General features: G+C 45.3%; 17 protein-coding genes. All 17 read right to left on the bottom strand.

Annotated elements, in window-relative coordinates:
• Position 1: 1 nt before the first annotated feature.
• On the bottom strand, positions 2–514 hold the full coding sequence (purE, locus tag DYP60_RS02495) for a 5-(carboxyamino)imidazole ribonucleotide mutase (protein WP_117329405.1): 513 nt from the start codon (positions 512–514) through the stop codon (positions 2–4).
• A gap of 103 nt (positions 515–617) precedes the next feature.
• Positions 618–1,052, bottom strand: coding sequence for a C-GCAxxG-C-C family protein (locus DYP60_RS02490; RefSeq protein ID WP_117329291.1), 435 nt, complete (start codon positions 1,050–1,052; stop codon positions 618–620).
• A gap of 40 nt (positions 1,053–1,092) precedes the next feature.
• Positions 1,093–2,055, bottom strand: coding sequence for a radical SAM protein (locus DYP60_RS02485; protein WP_117329290.1), 963 nt, complete (start codon positions 2,053–2,055; stop codon positions 1,093–1,095).
• The gene (amrA, locus tag DYP60_RS02480; RefSeq protein WP_117329289.1) at positions 2,052–2,612 is read right to left on the bottom strand and encodes an AmmeMemoRadiSam system protein A; all 561 of its coding nucleotides are present in this window, start codon (positions 2,610–2,612) and stop codon (positions 2,052–2,054) included. Before amrA ends, DYP60_RS02485 begins: the two co-directional genes overlap by 4 nt.
• Before the next feature lie 3 nt (positions 2,613–2,615).
• A complete protein-coding gene (gene amrB / locus DYP60_RS02475) occupies positions 2,616–3,470 on the bottom strand; it encodes an AmmeMemoRadiSam system protein B (RefSeq protein ID WP_160525252.1) in 855 nt (284 codons plus the stop codon).
• Between the two features lie 135 nt (positions 3,471–3,605).
• Entirely contained in the window at positions 3,606–5,960 is a 2,355-nt protein-coding gene (locus DYP60_RS02470) for a glycoside hydrolase family 3 N-terminal domain-containing protein (protein ID WP_117329287.1), read from the bottom strand.
• Between the two features lie 45 nt (positions 5,961–6,005).
• A complete protein-coding gene (locus DYP60_RS02465) occupies positions 6,006–6,851 on the bottom strand; it encodes a carbohydrate ABC transporter permease (protein WP_117329286.1) in 846 nt (281 codons plus the stop codon).
• Positions 6,848–7,813 carry a carbohydrate ABC transporter permease gene (locus DYP60_RS02460; protein WP_117329285.1) on the bottom strand — a complete coding sequence of 322 codons (966 nt, stop codon included), beginning with the start codon at positions 7,811–7,813 and terminating at the stop codon, positions 6,848–6,850. The genes DYP60_RS02465 and DYP60_RS02460 overlap by 4 nt, the downstream gene beginning before the upstream one ends.
• Before the next feature lie 108 nt (positions 7,814–7,921).
• The gene (locus DYP60_RS02455) at positions 7,922–9,274 is read right to left on the bottom strand and encodes an ABC transporter substrate-binding protein (protein ID WP_117329284.1); all 1,353 of its coding nucleotides are present in this window, start codon (positions 9,272–9,274) and stop codon (positions 7,922–7,924) included.
• A gap of 188 nt (positions 9,275–9,462) precedes the next feature.
• Entirely contained in the window at positions 9,463–10,119 is a 657-nt protein-coding gene (locus DYP60_RS02450) for a response regulator transcription factor (protein WP_117329283.1), read from the bottom strand.
• Between the two features lie 3 nt (positions 10,120–10,122).
• Complete coding sequence (locus tag DYP60_RS02445; protein WP_117329282.1) at positions 10,123–12,435, bottom strand: substrate-binding domain-containing protein; 2,313 nt, start codon at positions 12,433–12,435, stop codon at positions 10,123–10,125.
• A gap of 260 nt (positions 12,436–12,695) precedes the next feature.
• Positions 12,696–13,451, bottom strand: a complete 756-nt coding sequence (locus DYP60_RS02440; RefSeq protein WP_117329281.1) for a hypothetical protein — start codon at positions 13,449–13,451, stop codon at positions 12,696–12,698.
• Positions 13,448–15,445 carry a BREX-3 system phosphatase PglZ gene (gene pglZ, locus DYP60_RS02435; RefSeq protein WP_117329280.1) on the bottom strand — a complete coding sequence of 666 codons (1,998 nt, stop codon included), beginning with the start codon at positions 15,443–15,445 and terminating at the stop codon, positions 13,448–13,450. Before pglZ ends, DYP60_RS02440 begins: the two co-directional genes overlap by 4 nt.
• A complete protein-coding gene (locus tag DYP60_RS02430; protein ID WP_117329279.1) occupies positions 15,438–18,308 on the bottom strand; it encodes a DEAD/DEAH box helicase in 2,871 nt (956 codons plus the stop codon). The genes pglZ and DYP60_RS02430 overlap by 8 nt, the downstream gene beginning before the upstream one ends.
• A gap of 116 nt (positions 18,309–18,424) precedes the next feature.
• Positions 18,425–20,203 (bottom strand): RNA-binding domain-containing protein, encoded by a 1,779-nt coding sequence (locus DYP60_RS02425; RefSeq protein WP_117329278.1) that lies wholly within the window; start codon positions 20,201–20,203, stop codon positions 18,425–18,427.
• 32 nt (positions 20,204–20,235) lie between these two features.
• Complete coding sequence (locus tag DYP60_RS02420; RefSeq protein ID WP_117329277.1) at positions 20,236–20,817, bottom strand: TIR domain-containing protein; 582 nt, start codon at positions 20,815–20,817, stop codon at positions 20,236–20,238.
• A 3-nt stretch (positions 20,818–20,820) separates the two neighbouring features.
• The gene (locus DYP60_RS02415; RefSeq protein WP_117329276.1) at positions 20,821–21,666 is read right to left on the bottom strand and encodes a macro domain-containing protein; all 846 of its coding nucleotides are present in this window, start codon (positions 21,664–21,666) and stop codon (positions 20,821–20,823) included.
• Between the last annotated feature and the right edge of the window lies 1 nt (position 21,667).

Below are 21,667 nucleotides of genomic sequence, written 5' to 3'. Positions count from 1 at the left end.
CTTACCGGTTAGGGGTAAAGCTCCTATGAAAACGCTCATCAGCCTGAGCAACTTTCTCGGCCATCGCTTTTCTCCGTTCTTGTATGCGGAAAGAGAGATTCTCATCGCCAAGGGCCAGGATTTGGGCGGCAAGCAGTGCCGCATTGGCTGCCCCATCAATGGCTACAGTTGCCACAGGATAGCCGTTGGGCATCTGGACCGTGGAAAGCAAGGCATCCATTCCGCCCAGCGAGGCTGAAAGGGGGATTCCTATCACTGGCAGGAGACTTCTACTTGCCAATACCCCCGCAAGGTGGGCGGCTTTTCCCGCCGCAGCAATGAGTACGGCATACCCTTCTTCAGCTGCTTTTTCTGCAAATCGGATTGCAGCTTCATTACTTCGATGTGCTGAGAGAATATGTGCCTCAAAAGGAATATCCAGCTCCTGCAAGACCGTAAAGGCCCCTTCGACCAACGGTGCATCATGTTCGCTGCCAAGCAGCACAGCCACACGGTTTTTCTGGGTTGTTTGCATAGACGTACGATAGCGAAATCGTTGCATTTATGCAATACCTATGCAACAAAATATATACAGTAGAACAACTCTGTCTTATGACCTAGGAGAATAAATAGCGGTACTAAGAGGTTTTACCAATCCTATGCAACAGTTTATGCAACAAAACAACTGAATCCTCAACGCAAAGGTCACAAGTTCGCAACACAATGCCAGTATCATCACCCCTGAGTTCACTGCAGACCAACGTACCGTTCTGCGCCAAGAACCCGTCCACTATTTCACCTGCATGTGCATAGGTAGTCTGCTTTGTTGCAGCTTCCACACTGCCGCCGCTGGTAAGCAAGCTGATGATCAAGACAGCTCCGCTGACCGCTCCACAGGTTGCCTTATGGCCACCCATTCCCCCGCCGAAGGCTTCGCTTATAACAAAGAGTTCCTGTTCGTCCATGCCCACGACATCGGCAAAACTACAAGCAACCGCTTGAGCACAGTTGTATCCTTTTTCTCTGAGAGCGTAGGCACGCTTTACATACTGAGTAGTAGGTGTTGTTTCCATAGCGGTGATAGTACCGCGCTATGGTTTTGATTGCAAGAAGCTACAACCAAGTACCATAGATATGATGACCACATACCGGGCAGTGGGATTGGTCAATGCTACTGTCATGAAAAGCCCAGGTACGTCGGATCAGTAGTGCCTTGCACTGTGGGCAATAGGTATTCTGATCTAGGGAAGAGTTCCCTGGGTACACATAAGGAATATGACTGGAACGTACTTCTTTTACCATTGCTTCCAGGTACTGTTCGCTGGTTTCATGCCTCTGCTCCTGGTACCGTGGAAAATACCGACTCAGATGCCAGACTTGGATACCTGCTGAAAAAAGGTTGTTGGCTATGGAGGTAATCATCTCGATTGTATGCACTCCTTCCATGACCATGGTAGTCACTTCCAGATGCGCCTTACTTTGAGCTATCTGTTCAAGCGCCTTCCACACCGGACGGCCGCTACCCCCACAGTAACCATGGTAGAACGCATCATCCCCTTTTATGTCAATATTGAACGCATCAATACAGGGGTTGATCCTATGCAAGGCTTCTTCGCTGAAGGTTCCATTACTCACCATGATGGTCTTGAGTCCTTCTTGTTTTGCGAGGGTTGCCACTTCAATCATATAGTCCTGCCAAACCAAGGGTTCACTATAGGTGAAACTGATGGAAGGACACTGTTTTTCCCGAGCGAGATCGACCACTTCTCTGGCCGTATAATAGGTCCGCTGAGCACTTGAATCCCATGCCTTCTGGCTGATTGCATAGTTCTGGCAGAAACTGCAGGTCAAGTTGCATCCGAACATGGCAATGGAGAGGGTATTGGTTCCAGGCAGGAAGTGATAGAGTGGCTTTTTCTCCACCGGATCTACAGCAATAGCCACTAATCCACCATAATTATGGGTAAAGATTACATCTCTTGAACGCTCCCGCACCCCGCAGAAGCCAACTTCTTTGTCCTTCAACCGGCAATGACGGTAACAGTAATCACAAACAAGGTACGCTGTTCCACTCACGACACATCCTCTTTGAATACCTGGGCCTGGAACACTTCAAAACGACAGGCTTGGTCTGTGTAAGCCTCAGGATCAAGGCCGGCCTTCATTGCAAGCTGGCTGAGCATTGTCTCCAGATCCCATCCTTGCTCGGTTGCTACCTGAGGAAGGAATACTGATCGATGGTATCCATGACTCAAGAGTACACCATCAATTCCAATCCTAATCTGTTTCCAGTCATCAATGGATTGCAACTTGGAAAGCAAGGAGATTTCGAGGACCACCTGTTCCAATTCTTCTGCTCTCAGGGGATGGAAACGGGGGTCACTGAAAGCAGACTCCCTTGCCAGTTTCGGCACTTCCTGCCAGAGAGGTCCCCTGCCCCAGAGATTGCCTATGCAACCACGCAATGTCCCTTCCTTGGTATGTATTGTAACAAAACACCCCAACTCATTGGAGTAAGGCGGTTGGTCCTCCCTCTTCATTTGATCATAAATCGGTGTTTCACAGTGGGTAAGCGTACTTGTTATTGCCTCTCTGGCCAGAGCCAAAAGGGTCTTTTGCTCAACACAGTTCATTTCCTACCTCCAAAGAATCGTTGAATAAGCGACAAAATTTGCGTCATTTGATGAGGATACATCAAGGGATGTGTAGTAGTCGGCTACCCACCCGTTACAATGCATCCGCTGGGCGATGGATGCGACCAACAAGGCAGCAGCGTACCCACATACGGTGGAATGCTTCGATGCGCAGAACGCGAAGGCTTCAGCTACACGGCCCTCAACCAGCAAATGAGCTAAACTCAAATCATCTTCCTTCACCATACCCCCAGCCCTGTTTCCATAAGGCGTATACCCGAACCGGGGTCCATAATGGGTGAAATCACTGCTGGCAATGATGGCTGTCCGTCCAGCTTCCAATTCACCTTGCCCCAGTTCATCCAACAGTGAGCGTGCAACATTGTCTATTGCTTCTGCGTCGCTGAAATGGCTGATCATGGCAAGGGATACCTTCACAGAACTGTTCTGTGCTGCAATATACGGGAGGACCATCTCAAGGGCATGTTCACTCTGGATGGCAGAGAACCATTGGCTCTGGGTATTCGCGAGATTGAATGATTCCACAGTGCCAAGGGGTGTCCTACATCCAGCGAGTGGAGCACTCACAAGAAGATTCTCCGGCAGGTTGGTATAATGACTGGGACTAATGATAAGGATTTTCTCAATCCCTTCTAGACCTGAGGTAAAGAAAGGAGCAATACCTGCACTCGAGTAGAACAACCCAGCGTGCGGGAGAACCGCAAACCTATAGGGTCCTTTCTGGTAGGTTTCCCGTTTCTTGCTCGCTTCAATCGACTCTGTCACCAAGAGTCGCAACACGTCTGGATCCTTTGGATACCAGGAACCTGCATATTGGGCATCTCGCATCATGTTCATCATGGCACCTCATCTATGATGATAGTCCACTGGACGAGAAATGCAAGGTTGCATCCACCGGGAAAAAGAAAAGTGGCAACGTACCAGGCCGCAGGGATGACCAAGCACGTTGCCGAACGGGGAGGTAAAAAGCAACTATGTACAATCAGTGACAGAAACTGAGGAAAGAAATCGCCAGTCCTTGGAAAAAACTTTCGACTTCCCTACTACTGCAATCTCCTCACTGAAGACAATATCTTCACTGCTCTTGCCGACTTGAAGCAAGAAGGACCCAGGTTCAAGGACTCTTCTCGCATCACTGCCGACAAAGGAGAGTATGTCTGCAGGAATGGTAAAGGAAATACGCTTCTGCTCTCCCGGCTGCAAGGAAACACGACAGAAAGCTTTCAACTCTTTCACAGGGCGAACAATTGAGGCTACCTTGTCCTGCAGGTAGACCTGCACGACTTCATCACCTCCACACGTGCCCCCGTTGCGTACCGTTAGTGAGAAATGGAATTCCTCATCACCCTGGATCATTGGGTTTTCCACCTGAAAATCATCCCAATCAAAAGTGGTGTAACTGAGCCCATGGCCAAAGGGATACAAGGCACCGAACTTCGGCTGGACCTTCAATCCTCCTGCCTTCTTGAAGTGGTTGTACGCGTAGGGCATCGAACCAGCACACTTTGGGAAGGAGAGTATCGTTTTTCCACCAGGATTGTTCAAACCCACCAGAGTACGTGCGATTGCTTCGCCTCCCCCTTCTCCGGGAAGCCAGGTGGCAAGAATGGCACTGGCTTGACTCACCGCATGGTGCATGGTGTACGGCCTTCCGCTTACCAGGACGACCACGACAGGTTTTCCTGTTGCCAAGACCGCCTCCATGAGTTGTTCTTGCACCCCGGGTAACTTCAAGCTATCAGCATCAGAGCCCTCCCCGACCGTTCCTTGTCGGAACAGCCCGGCGATATCACCAACTACCATGACCGTTACATCCGATGAGACGGCAGCGGCTACTGCTTTCTCAATGCCCTGGGTGTCTTGGCTGAGCTCATGGACACCTTCTTCTTCTTCGGGAACATCACCTGGAAAAAAGATGGCTTTCTCCACCTTGCTCTCATAGAGCATACACCCCGGCTCGAAGGTCAAGGGGACATCACCCAATACCTCAGAGAGGGCAGCACGAATGGTCTTTGCGTGGAGAGGGACTGTCTCTTCGGGACCATGGGAACCCTGGAGATGAATCGGGGTGGAGTATCCACCGAACATGGCATAGGGATGGTCTGCAAGCGGGCCGACCAAGGCAACTGAACCTGCTTGCTTCAGAGGAAGTGTTCCATCATTCTTGAGCAGAACAAGCGATTTCTCGGCTACCTCTACAGCAAGAGCATGGTTCTTTTCCGTCCCCAGTTCAATCGCATCTTCCTTGATGAACGGATGCTCGAACACCCCTTGGTTGTACTTCTCCTGTAAGACCCGAAGCACCGCCTCATCAAGCGCATCATTGGTGATCAAGCCACGATACAGCGCTTCGATCAACCCTTCCTTAAAGACTGTGTACCCAGGTAGTTCAATATCCATTCCAGCATTGAAGGCCAAAGCGGCGGCTTCAGCCATATCACTTGCTACGCGATGGTCATGGAAGAGCTGGACGATTGCCTCATAATCAGCGACGACTAAGCCATCGAAACCCCATTGATGTTTAAGCAAGTCGGTTATCAAGGAACGATTGCTGGTACAAGGTACCCCATCAATGTCATGATACGCCGGCATCACTGAGCCGGGATGGGCATGACGGACGACCATCTCAAAGGGGAGTGCAAACGTATTTCGCAGTTCAGTGGGCCCGATATGAACCGGTGCATGGTTTCTCCCCCCTTCACTGGCAGAGTGCCCGACAAAATGCTTCAGTGTTGCAATCGGGCTTCTTCTCTCTCCTTGCAGACCCTGCACATACGCGATACCCATAACTCCGCATAGGTAGGGATCTTCTCCGTATGTCTCTTCCAAACGACCCCAACGCGCATCTCGAGCAACATCCAGGACAGGGGCAAGCCCTTGATGCACCCCAAGACTTCTGAGTTCGTCCCCAATTGCTTTTCCTACGTTGCCCACCAATGAGGGTTCCCAGGTACTGCCATAGTTCAAGGCTGAGGGGAAAATCGTCGCTCCCTTGACCATGGCACCGGTGAGACACTCCTCATGCAGGAGAGCAGGAATTCCCAAGCGGGTTTCCTTGAGGAGATACCGTTGCAGCTCATTGATCGCCTTGGCCTGTCGCACTGCATCATTTGCCATTGTACCGTAGGGCCGGGTGAGTTGACCGATGCCTTTCCCCAGAACCTCTGCCTTGACATCCCCATCATGTAGTTCAGCATGCCCATACTCACGTACGTGCAACGATCCATCTAATCCTATTTCAAGCCATGCCGAAACCAACTGGGAGACTTTTTCTTCAATACTCATCTTCCTAAGCAGTTCCAAGGCACGTTCCTTATTCTGCTGCATATGTTACAAACTCCTTATTTCAGTATCCATGTACCCCAAGACCGGCTACTCTTTCAGTGCTCCAAGTGCGACTCCAGCGATGATGTGCTTTGAGAGTGCAAAGTAGACTATGAAAAGCGGCAGTACGGTCATGGACAACCCGAGGTATACCGCACCGTACTCTGTCTTGTAGATATCTCCTCTGAGCAGACTGACCATGATGGGCATGGTGTATTTGTCACCATCGGTAAGCAGAATCAAGGGTTCAAACAATCGGTTCCAGTTGAACACAAAGGTAAATATTGCCTGCGTGGCCATAGCAGGCTTCATGATGGGAAGAATGATTCTGTTGAAGGTATGGAACTCCCTGGACCCGTCGATTCTTGCTGAATCGACAATATCCAAGGAGAGCGAGGCCATCAGGTACTGCCGCATGAAGAACACCATCGCCGGTGTGGCCGTTGCTGGGATGATCAACGGCCAGAGGCTGTTGGTCCATCCGATTCGATACATGAACTGATAGAATCCAATACCGCTTACCTGGGTCGGAATCATCATGACAGCCATGATGAAGGTAAAGAACGGCTGACGGAGTTTCCAGCTGTACGCAACCAAGGCATAGGCTGTGAGTGATGAAAAATACACTGCACAGAGTGTTGCGCCCGTGCTGACAAGCATGGAGTTCACAAACCCAACGATTGGATCAAACGTCTTACCTTGCAGTATTTCCCAGTTGCTGAGCAAAAACTTGGAGGGAACCAGACCAATGGAATTCTGCTGTATCTCAAAGGTGCTACGTGTTGCATTCATGAACATGACCCAGAAAGGGAATATGCTCAAGACAGACAAGAATATGCAAACAATGTAAATTCCTGTCTTTGTCAGGTTGGTTGTTGCTCTCATTCCTTTCATCGTACTGCCCCCATCCTCTTTTCTTCCTTCAGCCTATTTCTTTCGGTTTTCTTGAGCTTGATCTCAGCCCTGTCACGCATGGAGTAGAACAGGATGCCTGAAAGAACCAGGATAATGATGAAGACTATCATGCTTGCAGCTGACGCACGGTTGTACAGATAGCTTCCCGCAAAGGCTTGGTTGTAGATGAACACACTTGAGGTGAGTGTTGCATTGTCCGGACCTCCCCAGAGGAAGAGTCGCGGAATATCGAACATCTGGATACCGCCAATGAGGCCGGTTACCAGTACATACAGCAGGATTGTTTTCAGTCTGGGCAAGGTTATCTTGAAGAAAATCTGGGTAGGTGTTGCCCCATCCACCTCGGCAGCCTCAAACAGCGTCGGGTTGATACCCAAAACGCCAGCGATCAAGATAATCATGGAGTGGCCATACCACATCCAAAACTGAATGAAGGACACAACACCGCGGGCTGTTCCACTTTGCAAGTGGAAGTTCATAGGTGCATCCAGGATGCCTAGTTTCATCAATAAATCATTGAGTGGTCCCTTGGGATACCCGGTAAGGGAATTAAATAGGATTGCGATGGTCGCAGCGGTAATGATATTCGGCATGTAAATCAATACCTTGAATAGGCCTTGTGCCTTCACCTTCAACCGTCGATTGGTAAACCATGCGGTCAACAGTAGTGCCAAGAGAACCTGGGGGATGAAGTTGAAAATCCAAATGATAAAGGTAGTTTGCAGCGACCGTATGAAGGTTGCGTTGTTCAAGATACTTTTGTAATTCTCGAAAGGGTCTTCCAAGAACTTGAAGGTAGTACGACCTAGCCCCCTAAGGTCAGTAAACCCTATAATAACGGTGTATATTGTCGGATACAGATTGAAAATCAAAAAGGCAAGCACGAAAGGGATGGAAAATAGATACCCGTACTTTGCATAGCTGATGTTGTTTTTGCGCATGAGCAAGTCCTCCAGAAAAATTCACCGTGCATCGACCGATATCTTCCCTACGATGCTTGGAGCAAAGGAAGCCAGGTGCAGGAGTGTCCTACACCTGGCAGTCATTGATTAATCAACGTCGATAGCGAGGTTGTCTGCAACCTGTTGCTTGAAGTCTGCAATTGCCTGGCTGCGGCTCTTCTTGCCGTAGCTGTATTCACGGACTTGATCACGCCAATACATGTTGATGGTCTCATCATACTGGGTCTTATTCTTACCAGTAGCAAACTTGCCAGCAGGAACGAATACATCAAACATATCCTGTCCACCAAGGAAGTCCAGAGTTCCGTCACTCTTTCTCATGACAGTACCTGAGGCAACGGTATCCTTGGTTCCACCAGGACCGTTGAGCGTACCGTTGGCCCAGTAATACTGCAAACCGGTGTTGGAGCTGTCAAGCGTAATCCACTCGATGATGTCACCAACTGCGTCCTTGACAGGACTATTGTTGTTTGCGAGTACCCATGTGCCACCCCAGAAGAATCCAACAGGAGGTTCACAAACAGCCCAGTCACCATAGGTGCCTTCACCAGGCTTGGTACCACCGCTGTTGCCAGCCATGACGTAGTTGATCAACCAAGCTGGGCCAAAGAAACCGAAGATCTGCTTGTCACCGGCGTCTTTCATGTCAGCAAACCATGCATCAGTCCAGTCACGGGTATCATTGTGGTAGCCCTTGTCAATCAGCATCTTTGCAATGTCAAGGAATGCTTCACGATCGGGATCAATGTAGAGCTTTCCGTCTACAATCCAGCCCTTCTCACTGCTGCCTTCAATGGCATGCCAGATGTCTCCATCACCACTGATGATTCCGTAGCCTTTCTTCTTCAGGTCTTCAGCAGCCTTGAAGAATTTATCCCAACCTGGACCGACTTTGGAGGTGATTACTGCAGGATCGTCAGTTCCCCAAACATCCTTGGCGATAGAACGACGGTAGATGAATGCACCACCGGTAGCCTGGTAACCAAGGCCAACCAAATCACCGTTAGGATTGGTACCGATATCAACGGTATACTGTGCAATGTCAGCTTCCTTGAGCTTGGCGTCTACATCAATTCCCAGATCCTTGTAGGGAGCTGCAAAGTAAGCTGCGTCGCCTTGGGTGTACTTGAGGACAAATGCAGACTCAGCACAGTAGATGTCAGGAGCATTCTCTCCGCTACTAGCCAATGCCTGGTCAAGTGCTGGCTGATAGGCACCATCGGTGGTAGCGATAATGGTGGTGTTGATCTCATAATCGAAATCAGGATTCAGTTCTTTGTACTTCTCCAACATTTTGGGGACTTCATCAGTGAAGCTCCACAGGTTGATCACCTTACGAGCAGGTTTCGTTGCCCCTTCTGCCTGGCCACCAGCGAACAGAGAGAGACTCATGCAACATATCAGTAACAGACTGACTACAATACGCATGTTCCGTTTCATACAGATTCCTCCTTACTTAACGCTATGTCAAACTGACATATAAATGAGACTTGCATAGTTCTCCTCATGTATTCGTACAACGCCTGTACTGGTTAGGGAGCCCTACTATTACAATGCTATGTGAACAGTATGGAGAGCGCCACTGGGCTTTTACCTTGAAATTGGATAGGACAAATATCCTAGGGAAATTACATTTCGTTGCTTTTCACCCATTTGATGGCAAATTTACGCAGTGCTCCTGCATCACTGATGGAGAGCTTGTGGCGGATATTGTCCCTGTAGACGTTTATCGTCTTCACTGAGAGGTTGAGCGTCTTGCCGATTTCTGACACTCCATATCCCTGTCCGAGCAGACGCAGCACTTCCATTTCGCGGAGACTGAGCAACTCCACCGGGTCAATCTCCTGTGCAGATTCCTGCAGGAGCATGGTGTCCAATATCCGCTCCCGCATATCATCGGAAAGATATATCTTTCCTTTCAGTACTGTATCAATGGCTTTCAAGAGTGAGGAGGCTGCCTCCTGTTTCATGACGTAGCCTCGTGCACCTGCCTTGAGTGCACTGGAGGCATAAATCAACTCATCATACATGGAGACAACGATTGACTGTACTTCCGGCTTGCTCGTCTTGAGTGTTTTTACCAGCTCCAATCCGTTCTCTTGTTGCAGAGAGATATCGATAAGGGCAACATCTACCTCCGTTTTATCCAACAAGGAAAGTGCCTCAGCGATGGTGGTTGCCTGGGCTTGTACTTGATAGGTTCGTACATTCTCTATGACACTTACCAAACCTTGGCGGAAAAGTGGGTGGTCATCTACAATAAGAAATCGAACAATGTTGGACATTTCCTACTCCTTGAACTCAATCTGTACCGTGGTTCCTTCGTCATCACTTTCGAGGGTGAGCTTGGCATCAGCCATGGCAGCTCGGTTCTGCATGATCCTCAGGCCAAGCCCATCCCCTTGCATCTGCTTGGGGAGTCCATTTCCATCATCACGGACCTCCAGGAAGAGGAAAGTCGCACCTTGAGAGTCAATCTTCTTTGATGAGGATATCTCAATATGCTTTGCCTGTGAGTGCTTGATGGCATTGGTCAGTGCTTCTTGGACAATCCTGAAAATATTCAATTCCCGGGTTCTGTCCTGTATGGCAAAACCAGGGTCCACATTTACATCGATATCAATTGACCCCAAGCGGAGATTATCTCCTACCAAGGCTTCCAGACGCTCAAGAAAGCTGTGTGGTTCCAATTCCATTGGCATCAAGCCACGGCTGATGGTCTTGATTTTTCTAATTGCTTCGCTGAGGTGCTCGCTGATTTTCCCGAGGCTCTCTTTCTGCAATGCTTGATTGTTTTCGAGTTGTTGTTTTGCGGATGAGGCGAGCAGGGAGATGCCAAGTAGGTATTGGCACAAGTCATCATGCAGTTCCTGCCCAATGCGTTCCATTGTCCTGGTGGAAATGTCCATGACCTCTTGTTCCAGTTCAGTTCTCCGCTTTATTTCCTGAGAAAGGTCCCTTGTACGTAAGGCGACCTGTTCCTCGAGATTCTTCTCATGTTCCCTGATCTGCTGCAAAAGCAGTGAACCTTTCAAATTGCTGGAAATCTGTTCTTGCAACACATCGTAGAGTGCAGGACGTACGGTGCCAAAGGGAACCAGAAAGTATCCAAGTGGTTCATCAAGATATACCAAGGGTAGCAAGACCCAGCGGTGAGTCCTCCACTGGGGGCCTAGGCTTGGAGGGAGAATCTGATGGGCAGGAAAATCCATCGAAAAGGCTGAAAGCGGGAGCACTTCCTGTTGAACGGTCATTATAAGCCTGGCTTTTCGGCTGTGGTTCAGGAATCTTACCAGGTACCCTCGGTCAATGCCAAATAACTGCAACCCGTGTTTCAAATTGGTAATCAACTCCCCTATCTCGAAGGTTCCGCTGAGCATGGCGCTCACCTTTCTGAGGGTTTCAAACGAGTTTTCTGCTGCCACACGTTTTGCTGCCTGGAAGCGCCCTATCTTATCGCCTGTCAATGCACGGGCTGCCCCCATGAGCATTGCGAGGGTTTTGGCACTGAGGGTACTCTGATTGCGCGATTTATACTCCACCACCGAGAGATACTCGTTCCATAGGTGAAGAGAACCACTTTCTGAGGCAGTATCATCAAGTGCACGGTTGAGGCGGGCAATCATCTGATGGTAGTCCCCTCGCTGGACAAGAAGGATTAAGTCTTCCACGGCCAAATGTTCGGCTGGGGTTGCATAGTTCGGCATCTCATGGAGGCCGGGGGTAAAGTGCACGTGCGGATTACAGCCACATGATTCCCTGATCACCGGAGAACAAGGCAGGGAAATGTGTTCCTCGTCCCCCCCTGCCATAATCCTATCGAGAATATCAACAGCGATGACTCCCATCTCATGCAATGGTTGCACAACCGTCGTCAAGGGAGGGATGCTGTAGCGAGAGGGGTCAATCCCATCAAATCCGATAAGGGATACATCATCAGGTACATGTACATTCCATTTGGAAAGTTCTTGCATGGCACCGAAAGCCATTCGGTCATTGAGGCAGATCAGGGCATCAAAAGAACATTTCGATTCCATAAAGTACTGTACCACCTCTCTACCCGATTCATCGGTGAATGTCCCAGACCTGATCAATTTCTCGTCAATTGGGATAGCATTTTCTGCAAGTGCCTGCCTACAAGCATGAAGCCTTTTGACTGATTCTTCATGGGTTTTAGGCCCGGTGATGATGGCAAAACGATGCCTGTGATGAACCGAAACCAGGTGATCCACCAAGGCACGCATGCTCTCCTCCCCCTCAGCGGTAATGTCGCTCATACCCTGCATGTGCATACCTATGGACACCCTGGGGAGCGAGGACCAGGGGGCAAAAAATTTATTCAGGTCCATGGTGGTGAAATAAGATGCAAGGGAAGATGCAATGATAATCAGACCATCAATGGTCTGTTCGGAGGCAAGATGGTAGGCAAGGTTGGAGGAGGCTTCACTGGCGATGGGCGAACCAAGTCGGGAACCGATGAAGGAGATGGTGCCCATCTTCCGCTTCTCTGCTTCCCTTTCAATGGCATGCCAGATGGCTGACTGATATTCATCGTCCAAACCTGCGGTGAATATACCGATGCAACGGGGTGTATCCTGCATGAAAAATGATCCCTCCTCATTGGTGTACCTTTTTCATGATAGACCATACAAAGGAGTTTGCAAGGATAGGGGTGAAAATATAACAAAGATGATTTCTCTCTGTTAGTTGGATTGTATCATGGGCCTCTTCATGGTAAATCTGGTACCCATGGTTGCCATGAAATACGGTAGGACATCGTGGTTATGAAGAAACAAACAAATTCCTCATGTAGAGTACAATTGATCACGTATACCCAAGATCGCAATTTGCTAAGTTGCTTTTAATTGTTCTTCAACTTGAGAATCTCGTTATCTAGGCTGTATCTCGAAACCTCCAAAAAATCACTGTTCTGTGCAATGTACTCACCTGTCATGCTTTGCATTTGGAAGGGAAAGAATCCGGGGTTATGGATGATCGAACCTAATTCAGCTTTTGCTTCCGGAAGGGTATGCAAGTATGCTTCAAATAGCAGTATCGCTTGTTGAGGATTATCGATCATGAAGGGGTTTGCTTTGGTATAGACTCCCTTGGTTTCAGTGTCTTGTAAAATTCCCCAAGCAACAAAAGATCGTACAGTATAACGAGCATTTCTTGAAACGGTTTCCCTGTCTCCATAACATTCTTTTAATCTATTGAAAACCTGAGCTTTGGTTATTTTCTCCTGAAGATTAAAAAGTCTACCAGTCTGTTTTGCAGTATTGAACCAGAAAGGATAAGAAGCTGAAATCACAGCCCAATGAAGAGGGAGCCATTCACTATCAGGAATAACTTTTGCCAAGTTCAATGCTTTATCCCGGAAAGGAATCAATTCTTTCTCTGGAGAGATCCAGGATGATAGAATACTGATTGCCATCCCATAGGTTTTTTGACCACGTTCTCCGATGCCACCGCTTTGTTTCTGGGTTGATAGATAGGTATCCAGTTCTGAACGAATCTCCTTTTCTGACAAGCCTGCAAGCAGCATATTTAGTGTGTAGTCCATCCAGTGTTTCTGGATGGTTTGTTTAATACCTAATTTGTTATACCTGTTGTTCATCTATGGGGTATCCTTTCAATTTTAATAAGTGGAACAATGACTTCTTCTATGGAGATCCCTCCATGGGCAACTGTAGTTGCACCTTCTTTGATGAAAGCAGTGTTATTATCTGCAAGTAATGGAAAGAAATCTTCTGGCAAGCCTATAGGGGCCCAAAGTCGAGTGCCTACTGAAGAAGCTGCAATTTGGTTTCTTAATTCTACATTAGGATATATCCTGACCCTCTCACCTCGACTATCTACCAATGAGCCTTCGGCAATTCTTCCGGTCCCAACAGCTTCAATATTACCGTGATCAGAAGTCAGCCATACCTCATAGCCGAGCTCATCAAGGTAGTCTAAGGTTTTCTTCAAATATCCCGTTTTACACCATTGTGCAATCTGGTTATGCATGCCGGGAGCCCCAAGTTGCATACCATGCATGATCTTATCAACTGTATCTATGACCATACCTGCAACAGTTGTTTTATACGGGTTGATGACGGCCTCTAGGCAGTCTTCAATATTTTCATCACCCAAACTTCTTCTATAGGCAATCTCTTGTTTCTGAAGTCCCTGACTTTGCCAGAATTGCTTCCATAATTTCTCTTCACTGTTTGTACTGTATATTGAATTAGGGAAATATATGGGTGGTTTCCCGGCAAAGATTGCTTGTCTTGAGACAGAGGTCAATGTTGGTATCCAAGCAAAAACAGCCGAGTCACGGAAGAGCAGTGTTGGATCCTGTGATTGTAGTGAGTGTTTTACTGTTATCCATTGATCAAACGCCATACCATCGATTACTAATAAGGCTATTTTCTTCGTATCACTACTTTCTAGTTGCCTTGAGAGAAACCGAGGAATATGATGAACCATCACAGGGGTGGATGGTGGTAGATTTATAAGACTTGCATAGTATTCAGTTAACCATCCAGCAAAAATACCATTAATCTCGGTCTGCAGTGATGTAAATCTTTCAAGAAGCGTTACGTCAGAGTTGTTATGAATTAATACTGAGAGTTCTCCCCATTGCAGGGCAATTGACAGCCATTCATTGTAACGAGATTGGGCATTCGGCAAATTTGAAGTTACGATAGAAAATAGGCGATTTATTCGTATAGCTTCTGTATCACCTGAAGCGGTCTTTATCCCACAGGACATCCAGGAATTGGCTGGAACACTGTGTTTTGAATATTCAACAGGCGATAGCTTTCCTTCAACGAACAGATTGTCGATATAAATTCTGATATCCTGGTGTTCAAAAGGAAGAAGGGCAGGCCCTGAAACCTGCAACCCGTAAGGGGAAGGCGAATCCATAACCTGCTCGACTTGATCGTAGCTGTCCAAGAAAATTGACCATCGCTCCTGGATGAAGGCATAGAAAACTTTGGAATCTTTGACAATGCTTTCAAGTGGCCATTCTTTGAACGTTACATTATTCTGGAGGAGGGAGACTAATCGATCAGCTAATGGTTCTGGAATTTCTATTGTACCGTAATGCAATCTTAGTAGTGATCGGAGAAGATCTACTTCGGTATTAATCAGTTCAGGAGCAATACTGTATATATGTCGCAGTATGAAATCCTTAGTGCCATTATCCCCCATAATCCCAGGGGAGGTGTCTTCTTGAGCTCTGAATAGAGCATCAAATACATGCTGTTCCAAACAATCCAGAATTGGATAACTGAAGTTTGGGAAGATAGCTCCCAAACTGAAAGAGAGAATTCTTCCTGCTTGAAGCAAATCATAAGGGAGATTTGATAGCTCTGAGTTCTGAACTCTCAAGATAACAACCAAGTCTGTATGTAATCCTTGATCCCAGATAGATCGATATTTAGATTCATAGGCATAGCGGAATTCTATGGAATCATCGAATTCTATAAGATCAAAGCCTCTTTTTCGCAACTCAGACGAGAGTTTTTCTTCTGATAGTAGACTATCTGGGTCTGCTACTAATGTGAGTTTAGAAATATTTGGAATGAACTCCTTTAGGATATTATCTCTCCAGCTACTCATCTCCAGGAACCTCCCCAATAGAAAAGATTAATAAAGGACGAATATCAGGGATCACTTGGGCAGCGCTTTTTAGTTCCCTCTGCCATTGAAGCTTATCTTCTTCCAGTCTATGCAATCGGTAATTTCTCACTTCCGGTAAACCTACTTTATGTATCGATCTTCTCCGAAAAGTAAAAGCTGTCATTCCTCGCTGATTTTCTCTCTCAATTGCTTTTTCATGAGAATTCTTAAGCTGGTTAAAAAGCTCCTCTCCAGCAGTTGCAGCTGCTTCATAAAGGGTTTCAAAGCAATGAACAGACTCCTCTGGTGATAGCATTCGAAGTATCTGAGGTTCCAGTGTTAATAACTGATCCCAGATGAATCTTGCAGTAGGTATGAATAGTTTACCCTTGTTGCTGACAAACACGCATTGATACCCTTTCCTTTTTGCGGGAAGTCGTATTTGATTGGTTTCGTTACTGTGAATGGTGAGTGTAATCTCAAATAGTCCCCAATAGCCATTAACTGTTTCTGGAACTCCTTCTAACGCTACTAATGGTACTGGCTGACCAGAGAACAGTTGTGGCAGGTTGAGAATAAGACCACGGACCTTTGGGTTTTCCAAAGACAATCTCAATGAATCTGAGGTGGAATCAGGAGAGTGAAATATTGCACCAGATACTTTTTCGCCATCCGGCCATACGAAGTTCCAGCCCAGTAGATCTTTCTCTACGGACAGTTCATTCATTTTTACGTAATTGATCACCATTCGTTCCACCCAGAAGGGAAGTGGATGATTCTTGACCTTCACAGCAGCAGCTGGTTCGGGGTCTTCTGATATCTTGTACACAGCACATTTATTGCGTTCCTGTGCCAAATCAAATTGGATTGTTCTCACAGTCCGCTCTATTTCTTTTTCAGGGTCAGCCTCTTCCATGATGATGTGAGTCATCATCTTCTCTACCAGCTCACCAGAAAGAGATGTATCAAGGATATCATTGGATTTGTCGATCCCCATTTCATCAAAGATGATCGATAATTTCCTCTCTAAAACTTCACGAACCCTACTTTCCACAGAGTCTTCATACACGAAATTAATAGCTCTTACGATCTTCGACTGTCCGATACGATCTACCCTGCCGATTCTCTGTTCTATACGCATAGGATTCCAGGGTAGGTCATAATTGATAACTACATGGCAAAACTGCAGGTTTAGACCTTCTCCTCCCGCATCAGTGGCAATGAGTATCCTATTCTTTTCTCTAAAATCTCTTTGAGCTTTTCTTCGTTCCTCCATACTCATGGAGCCATTGATGATTGAACACGGAAAATTCCTCTCTTCAAGAAAAGTTTGCAGCATGGATTGGGTAGCAACAAACTCCGTAAAGATGATAATTTTCAATTGATCGTTATTCTCTTCTCCTTGAAGTCTGAATATCTGGTCCATGAGGATATCTGTCTTGATATCGGGTCCCGTTTGCTCAGCCTTTTTTGCCAGACCAAGCAAGAAAGAAACTTCTTCTATCTCATTATGTCTGCCCTTTTCATCTACCTCTATTAAGAAATCCAATTGCATCTGACCATCGAGATCTACTAGTTCCTCTAACTCATCAGAAGTAGGAATATGGAGAGAAGATTTAAGATTCTCAAGCACATTCAAACGTCTTTCCAGAGTTGTCCTGATGGCATGGGAACTCGAGGTAACAATTCGCTGCAGTAACACCATAAGAAAGCCTATATGAGGCTTCTTGTCTTTGATTGCACGATTATAGCCTAATCGAACATAATCAGTGACAGCCTCATATAAAGCAACTTGGGAGGGGTTTCTACTCAGATCGATTCCCATTGTCTGTGTTGTTCGAGGTTTGAATAGAGGTTCACCTTCAGCGGTCAGCGCTTTTCTCTTCTCTGTTCTGATAACGAACTCAGAGACTTTCTCTCGGGTAACACTTTCTTGATCGGGAAAAGACATTGGATCAAGCAGACTGATTAACCGGTGGAAGGCATCCGACTTCCCTTGATGAGGAGTTGCTGAAAGGAGCAAAAGATAAGTGGCTGCTTCTGCTAATCCCTGGCCAAGTTTGTAACGGGAGACCTGATCAGTACTACCTCCAATACGGTGAGACTCATCAACAATAATAAGATCCCATTGGCCTTGGAGCAGTCTTTCATATCTGTTTTTATTGTACTGATGAACTTTTTCTTCAGACCAGCCTTTTCGACGCCTCACTGGTTTGACTGCATCCAATGTTACGACCGCATGATTGAATTTCAACCAGGGGTTATAATCTGAAGAGCTCTCTGCTCCGTCGATATAGGAGGTTGAGCATTCTAGTCGTTCCAGAGCATCAAGATCTCCTGGATTTATCAATGCGAAATTCTCATTGAAGTGGGTTTCCATTTCTGCTACCCACTGCATAGCCAGGCTTTTAGGAGCAACAACTAGTGTTCGCCGTACCAAACCACGAAGCTTAAGCTCCTGCATAATTAGTCCAGCTTCAATAGTTTTACCAAGGCCGACTTCATCAGCAAGAAGGTACCGTACTCTATCACCTGAAATAGCTCGTGACAAAGCATGAAGCTGATGGGGAAGAGGAATTACATTTGATTCCATAGGAGCTAATAAAACTGTGCTGTCATTATCCTCAGAGGTATTCTCTAATAGTTCTGCTATTTTTGCTGCTGTAGCAATATATGAGATTCTAAACTCTTCAGTTTTACTGATTCTCTCTGAATGTAGAGGTTTTAGATCTGCCTCCGATACACGTACAATTGCATGTTGTGATGGTAGCCAAATGCGACAGATTATTTGGCCCCAAAGATATTGTTCATCTAAGACCATACATATGGATGAATAGTGTGTGCTAAATTTCCAATTATTCATCCATCCTCCGGCTTGTAATTATTAAAGAAGCATTTGGACGGGCGCAAACTTGTCCATTGAGAAAATATGTGAGGTATAGATCCAATTCTTTACTTTGCTTGATAGTTTGAATTAAACTAATCACTGAATTTCTCCAATTTTTTTAATAAATCAAACCCTTTCTCAGAAAGAACATACTTCTGTGATTTACTCCTCGGACTTTCAGGAATTGTCATTTTTATTAAGTGTAATCTTAGGAGATTACCTAAGGCTGACTTAAAATTTCCAGTTCTGCTTTTATATCCTAAAACTTTCAACAACTCTTCTGAACTGGATGCAGATATACAACTCTTAAGGATTATTGTTTCAGTTTCGTTTAGTTCGTCATGGGTCTCATCATGGGCCTCGTCATGGGCCTCGTCATGGGCCTTGGAATTAAGTGTAGCGAGAAACCTTTGTTTCATCTTTGGAGCTAGGCTGAATGATTTATCTGAATTACTAACCAATAACTGTTGATCTACCAGATGCCCCGCTAATTCAACGCATGTAGACACAGGTTTATTAATAACCGTCTTAATCTCATGTATAGAAAATATTGAAAGGTTTTTACATGCATAAGCAAATACTTCTGCTTCATCTTGCGAAAGTTGCACACCAATTGTCTTTTGAAATGCTATTTGATCTTCGGAAAGAAGTATCTCCTGCTTAAGATTAAGTTCAAATGCCTTTTTTTCCTTATCATTGATAATTACAGGAGGCATTCGACCTAATTTTCGCCAAGAGATACATACATCACGCAATCCCCACCCAGCATTCTCGCTAAAACCAATTCTCCGAAAGGCTGTAACAATGAGTGGGTTCCTAACTTCTTTCTCTCCCGGTTCAAGCAATTCTTCGACAGAAGCAAATGCATCCCCAGGATTCCAAAATCGAGTTAGATCCGTAAAGTGTTGTATAACAGGTTTTCGAGTTTGATCCGAATAGTCTTGATGGATTAAAATATTTACGATGGATTCTCTGAATGCAATAAAATCTACTGGTTGGTCTTTTCGCTGCATTGTCATTGGATCTACTGTGAAAGGGATTTCTGCAAATCGATAGTACCATTCCAATACCGATGTCCATGTTTGAATGAGATTATAATCACAGACAACTCTATCATGCCATCTTCCTTCATCTGTTGAAGTTGAGTTATATAGAAAACGCTGACAATCTATGACAGGTCGTGGAAGTACATCTCTTAGGTAGCCATCCTGACCAAACAGCAAAATAGAAGCAATGGTAGGCTTTCTCCCAGATGGAGTTTCTTTGATCAATCCGAACTGAAAGAGAAACTCTTCATCGTCTAATTCTGCATAGCTACGATTTCCAATCCTTCCTTCATACTGGCGTCGATACCATGTAATATCTTTACTGCTAAAACACTTGGTTATGTCAAAGTGGTCTATTGTAGTGCCGTCATAGCGGTCGGTAGAGGCATCATTAAGGAGTCGCTTTAATTCTACATCAGAACATTTGACATCACATGCACCCTTCCGAATATAACTTCTTTTGATATTTCCATCCAAATATACAGGTTTCTTGTGTCGGTTAACTTCTGAGATATAGAATACAATTAGATCTCTTCCATCCACAGTTTTTATAGTCTCTGTAACTTCAATGATGCAACTAATTTTGTTCTTTTGTCTTAGCGTTGTAATGAAGTCATTTTGAACTTTATCAACATCTTTTACCCCAACAAGCTCATACTCAGAACCATTCTTTTTTACACCAAAAACGAGATACCCTCCTTCTGTGTTTGCAAAGGCAGATACCGTTTCGTAAGCATTCTTGGGAACAGCTGTCTTTGCTTCTTTGAATTCAACATCTTTCCATTCGTGTTGGTTGAGGAGTTCTATTATTTCCTGTTCTGTCATTATTTAACTCCTTCACAATAATTATTAACTGGTTATTTCATTGTGTTTATGAAAGGGGATGCTACCGATATACAACCAAATTGCATATGAGCATCTCGGCAATAATAATTCAAACTGGTTTTCGGGAGATTATTAAATGAAAATTGGCTAATTGCATCCAAGATGGCATTCTTCAGGAATGGGATATGAATAGCCTTTGCAGTTCCTTTCGAGATTCGTGTACTAAGTGCATTTGGCCAGTACGATGAGAGCTGAGATGGATCTGCGATTGCACTATAATCTACATATGCAATGATTAATGGTAGAAAATATGTATCTACAGCTTGCTCAATTTCATAAGAAAGCATACTACCTGTTTTTCTGGTATCACTGCTTAGTATTACCACTACATTTTTTGAGTTTGATAAACGCTCTCGAATTCTTAATTGAAGAGTTGTCCTCAGACTAGTATCCCTTACTGCACTAGTTTTTGCATGACTATCAACATATTTAAAATCGATCTCTGTGTTTCTAGCCCATGCTTGAATTGTAGAGTAATACTTGAAATCTGATAATGTAGGATTTTCTTGTCCTAGCCCATCAAATGCAATATATGTACCGCTTCTATATGCCATAATTTAACTCCAGTCTCTTTTTATTGATAAAAGGTTGATATCATCTCTTTTGTTTTTAGGTAAAATAATTTGAATTACGTCGGTAACTTTGCTCTTTTTTGATTCTTCAAAAATAGCAGTTAAAATGTGATCAACCAAAATATTATTCTTTAGCCCAATCCGTGAAAGACCTGACCCAAATAAGGGAATTGATAATGTTTCATTGCTACAACATGATCGGGATGTCTCAAGGACTCCACAAATCGCATGGTGTAGATCAACAGTGTTAGCTTTGGTTTCTAAATTCGAGATATTGGTATGCGTGGATGCTACACAAATAAACCTATCACCATCTTTTCTTAAAACTGCTGCCGTACCAATCTTATATCGTTTTGTCTTTCCCTTGGGTCTTGTTTCATCGGTAACTGTGAGATCACTTAACTGTTCTTCGACTTGTTGATCCCAGTCATTAGTATTTCCTCCCCAGTATCTCTTAATGAGAATTCCATGGAGGCTTTTCGACGAAATATGTCTGTCATCAACAATTGAATCAAAAAAATCATTTACTGGTATTGCTTTCCAGCCTTCTTCATTAAATAGATCGCTAAACTTAATTATTATTTTGGTGTCGAATCCGTTACTTGTTATCTCTATTCTATTTTTTAGGTAGCCAGAAAACCATATTCCGTCGAGTATGAACCAAATAACTCCAATAGACGCAGACAAACCAAATAATTGCCAATATGATAGATTTATAGTATTACCGGTCAGTCCAATAATTGGTTCGATGACTAACCAAAATAACCCCAATGCTGCAAAGACAGATTTTGGGTAGTACCAAGCTATCTTTTTTAAAAATGTAATTACCATA

Source organism: Sphaerochaeta halotolerans (assembly GCF_003429665.1).
Lineage (GTDB): Bacteria > Spirochaetota > Spirochaetia > Sphaerochaetales > Sphaerochaetaceae > Sphaerochaeta > Sphaerochaeta halotolerans.
This window is presented reverse-complemented; position numbering and strand designations above follow the sequence as displayed.

Bases quoted from the DNA above. Each gene is read 5' to 3' on its own strand.
- DYP60_RS02445 (WP_117329282.1), bottom strand. From the start codon at position 12,435: ATGCAGGATACACCCCGTTGCATCGGTATATTCACCGCAGGTTTGGAC.
- DYP60_RS02460 (WP_117329285.1), bottom strand. From the start codon at position 7,813: ATGCGCAAAAACAACATCAGCTATGCAAAGTACGGGTATCTATTTTCC.
- DYP60_RS02440 (WP_117329281.1), bottom strand. From the start codon at position 13,451: ATGAACAACAGGTATAACAAATTAGGTATTAAACAAACCATCCAGAAA.
- purE (WP_117329405.1), bottom strand. From the start codon at position 514: ATGCAAACAACCCAGAAAAACCGTGTGGCTGTGCTGCTTGGCAGCGAA.
- amrA (WP_117329289.1), bottom strand. From the start codon at position 2,612: ATGAACTGTGTTGAGCAAAAGACCCTTTTGGCTCTGGCCAGAGAGGCA.
- DYP60_RS02455 (WP_117329284.1), bottom strand. From the start codon at position 9,274: ATGAAACGGAACATGCGTATTGTAGTCAGTCTGTTACTGATATGTTGC.
- DYP60_RS02465 (WP_117329286.1), bottom strand. From the start codon at position 6,851: ATGAAAGGAATGAGAGCAACAACCAACCTGACAAAGACAGGAATTTAC.
- DYP60_RS02450 (WP_117329283.1), bottom strand. From the start codon at position 10,119: ATGTCCAACATTGTTCGATTTCTTATTGTAGATGACCACCCACTTTTC.
- DYP60_RS02420 (WP_117329277.1), bottom strand. From the start codon at position 20,817: ATGGCATATAGAAGCGGTACATATATTGCATTTGATGGGCTAGGACAA.
- DYP60_RS02425 (WP_117329278.1), bottom strand. From the start codon at position 20,203: ATGACAGAACAGGAAATAATAGAACTCCTCAACCAACACGAATGGAAA.
- DYP60_RS02490 (WP_117329291.1), bottom strand. From the start codon at position 1,052: ATGGAAACAACACCTACTACTCAGTATGTAAAGCGTGCCTACGCTCTC.
- DYP60_RS02430 (WP_117329279.1), bottom strand. From the start codon at position 18,308: ATGAATAATTGGAAATTTAGCACACACTATTCATCCATATGTATGGTC.
- pglZ (WP_117329280.1), bottom strand. From the start codon at position 15,445: ATGAGTAGCTGGAGAGATAATATCCTAAAGGAGTTCATTCCAAATATT.
- DYP60_RS02470 (WP_117329287.1), bottom strand. From the start codon at position 5,960: ATGCAGCAGAATAAGGAACGTGCCTTGGAACTGCTTAGGAAGATGAGT.
- DYP60_RS02415 (WP_117329276.1), bottom strand. From the start codon at position 21,666: ATGGTAATTACATTTTTAAAAAAGATAGCTTGGTACTACCCAAAATCT.
- amrB (WP_160525252.1), bottom strand. From the start codon at position 3,470: ATGAACATGATGCGAGATGCCCAATATGCAGGTTCCTGGTATCCAAAG.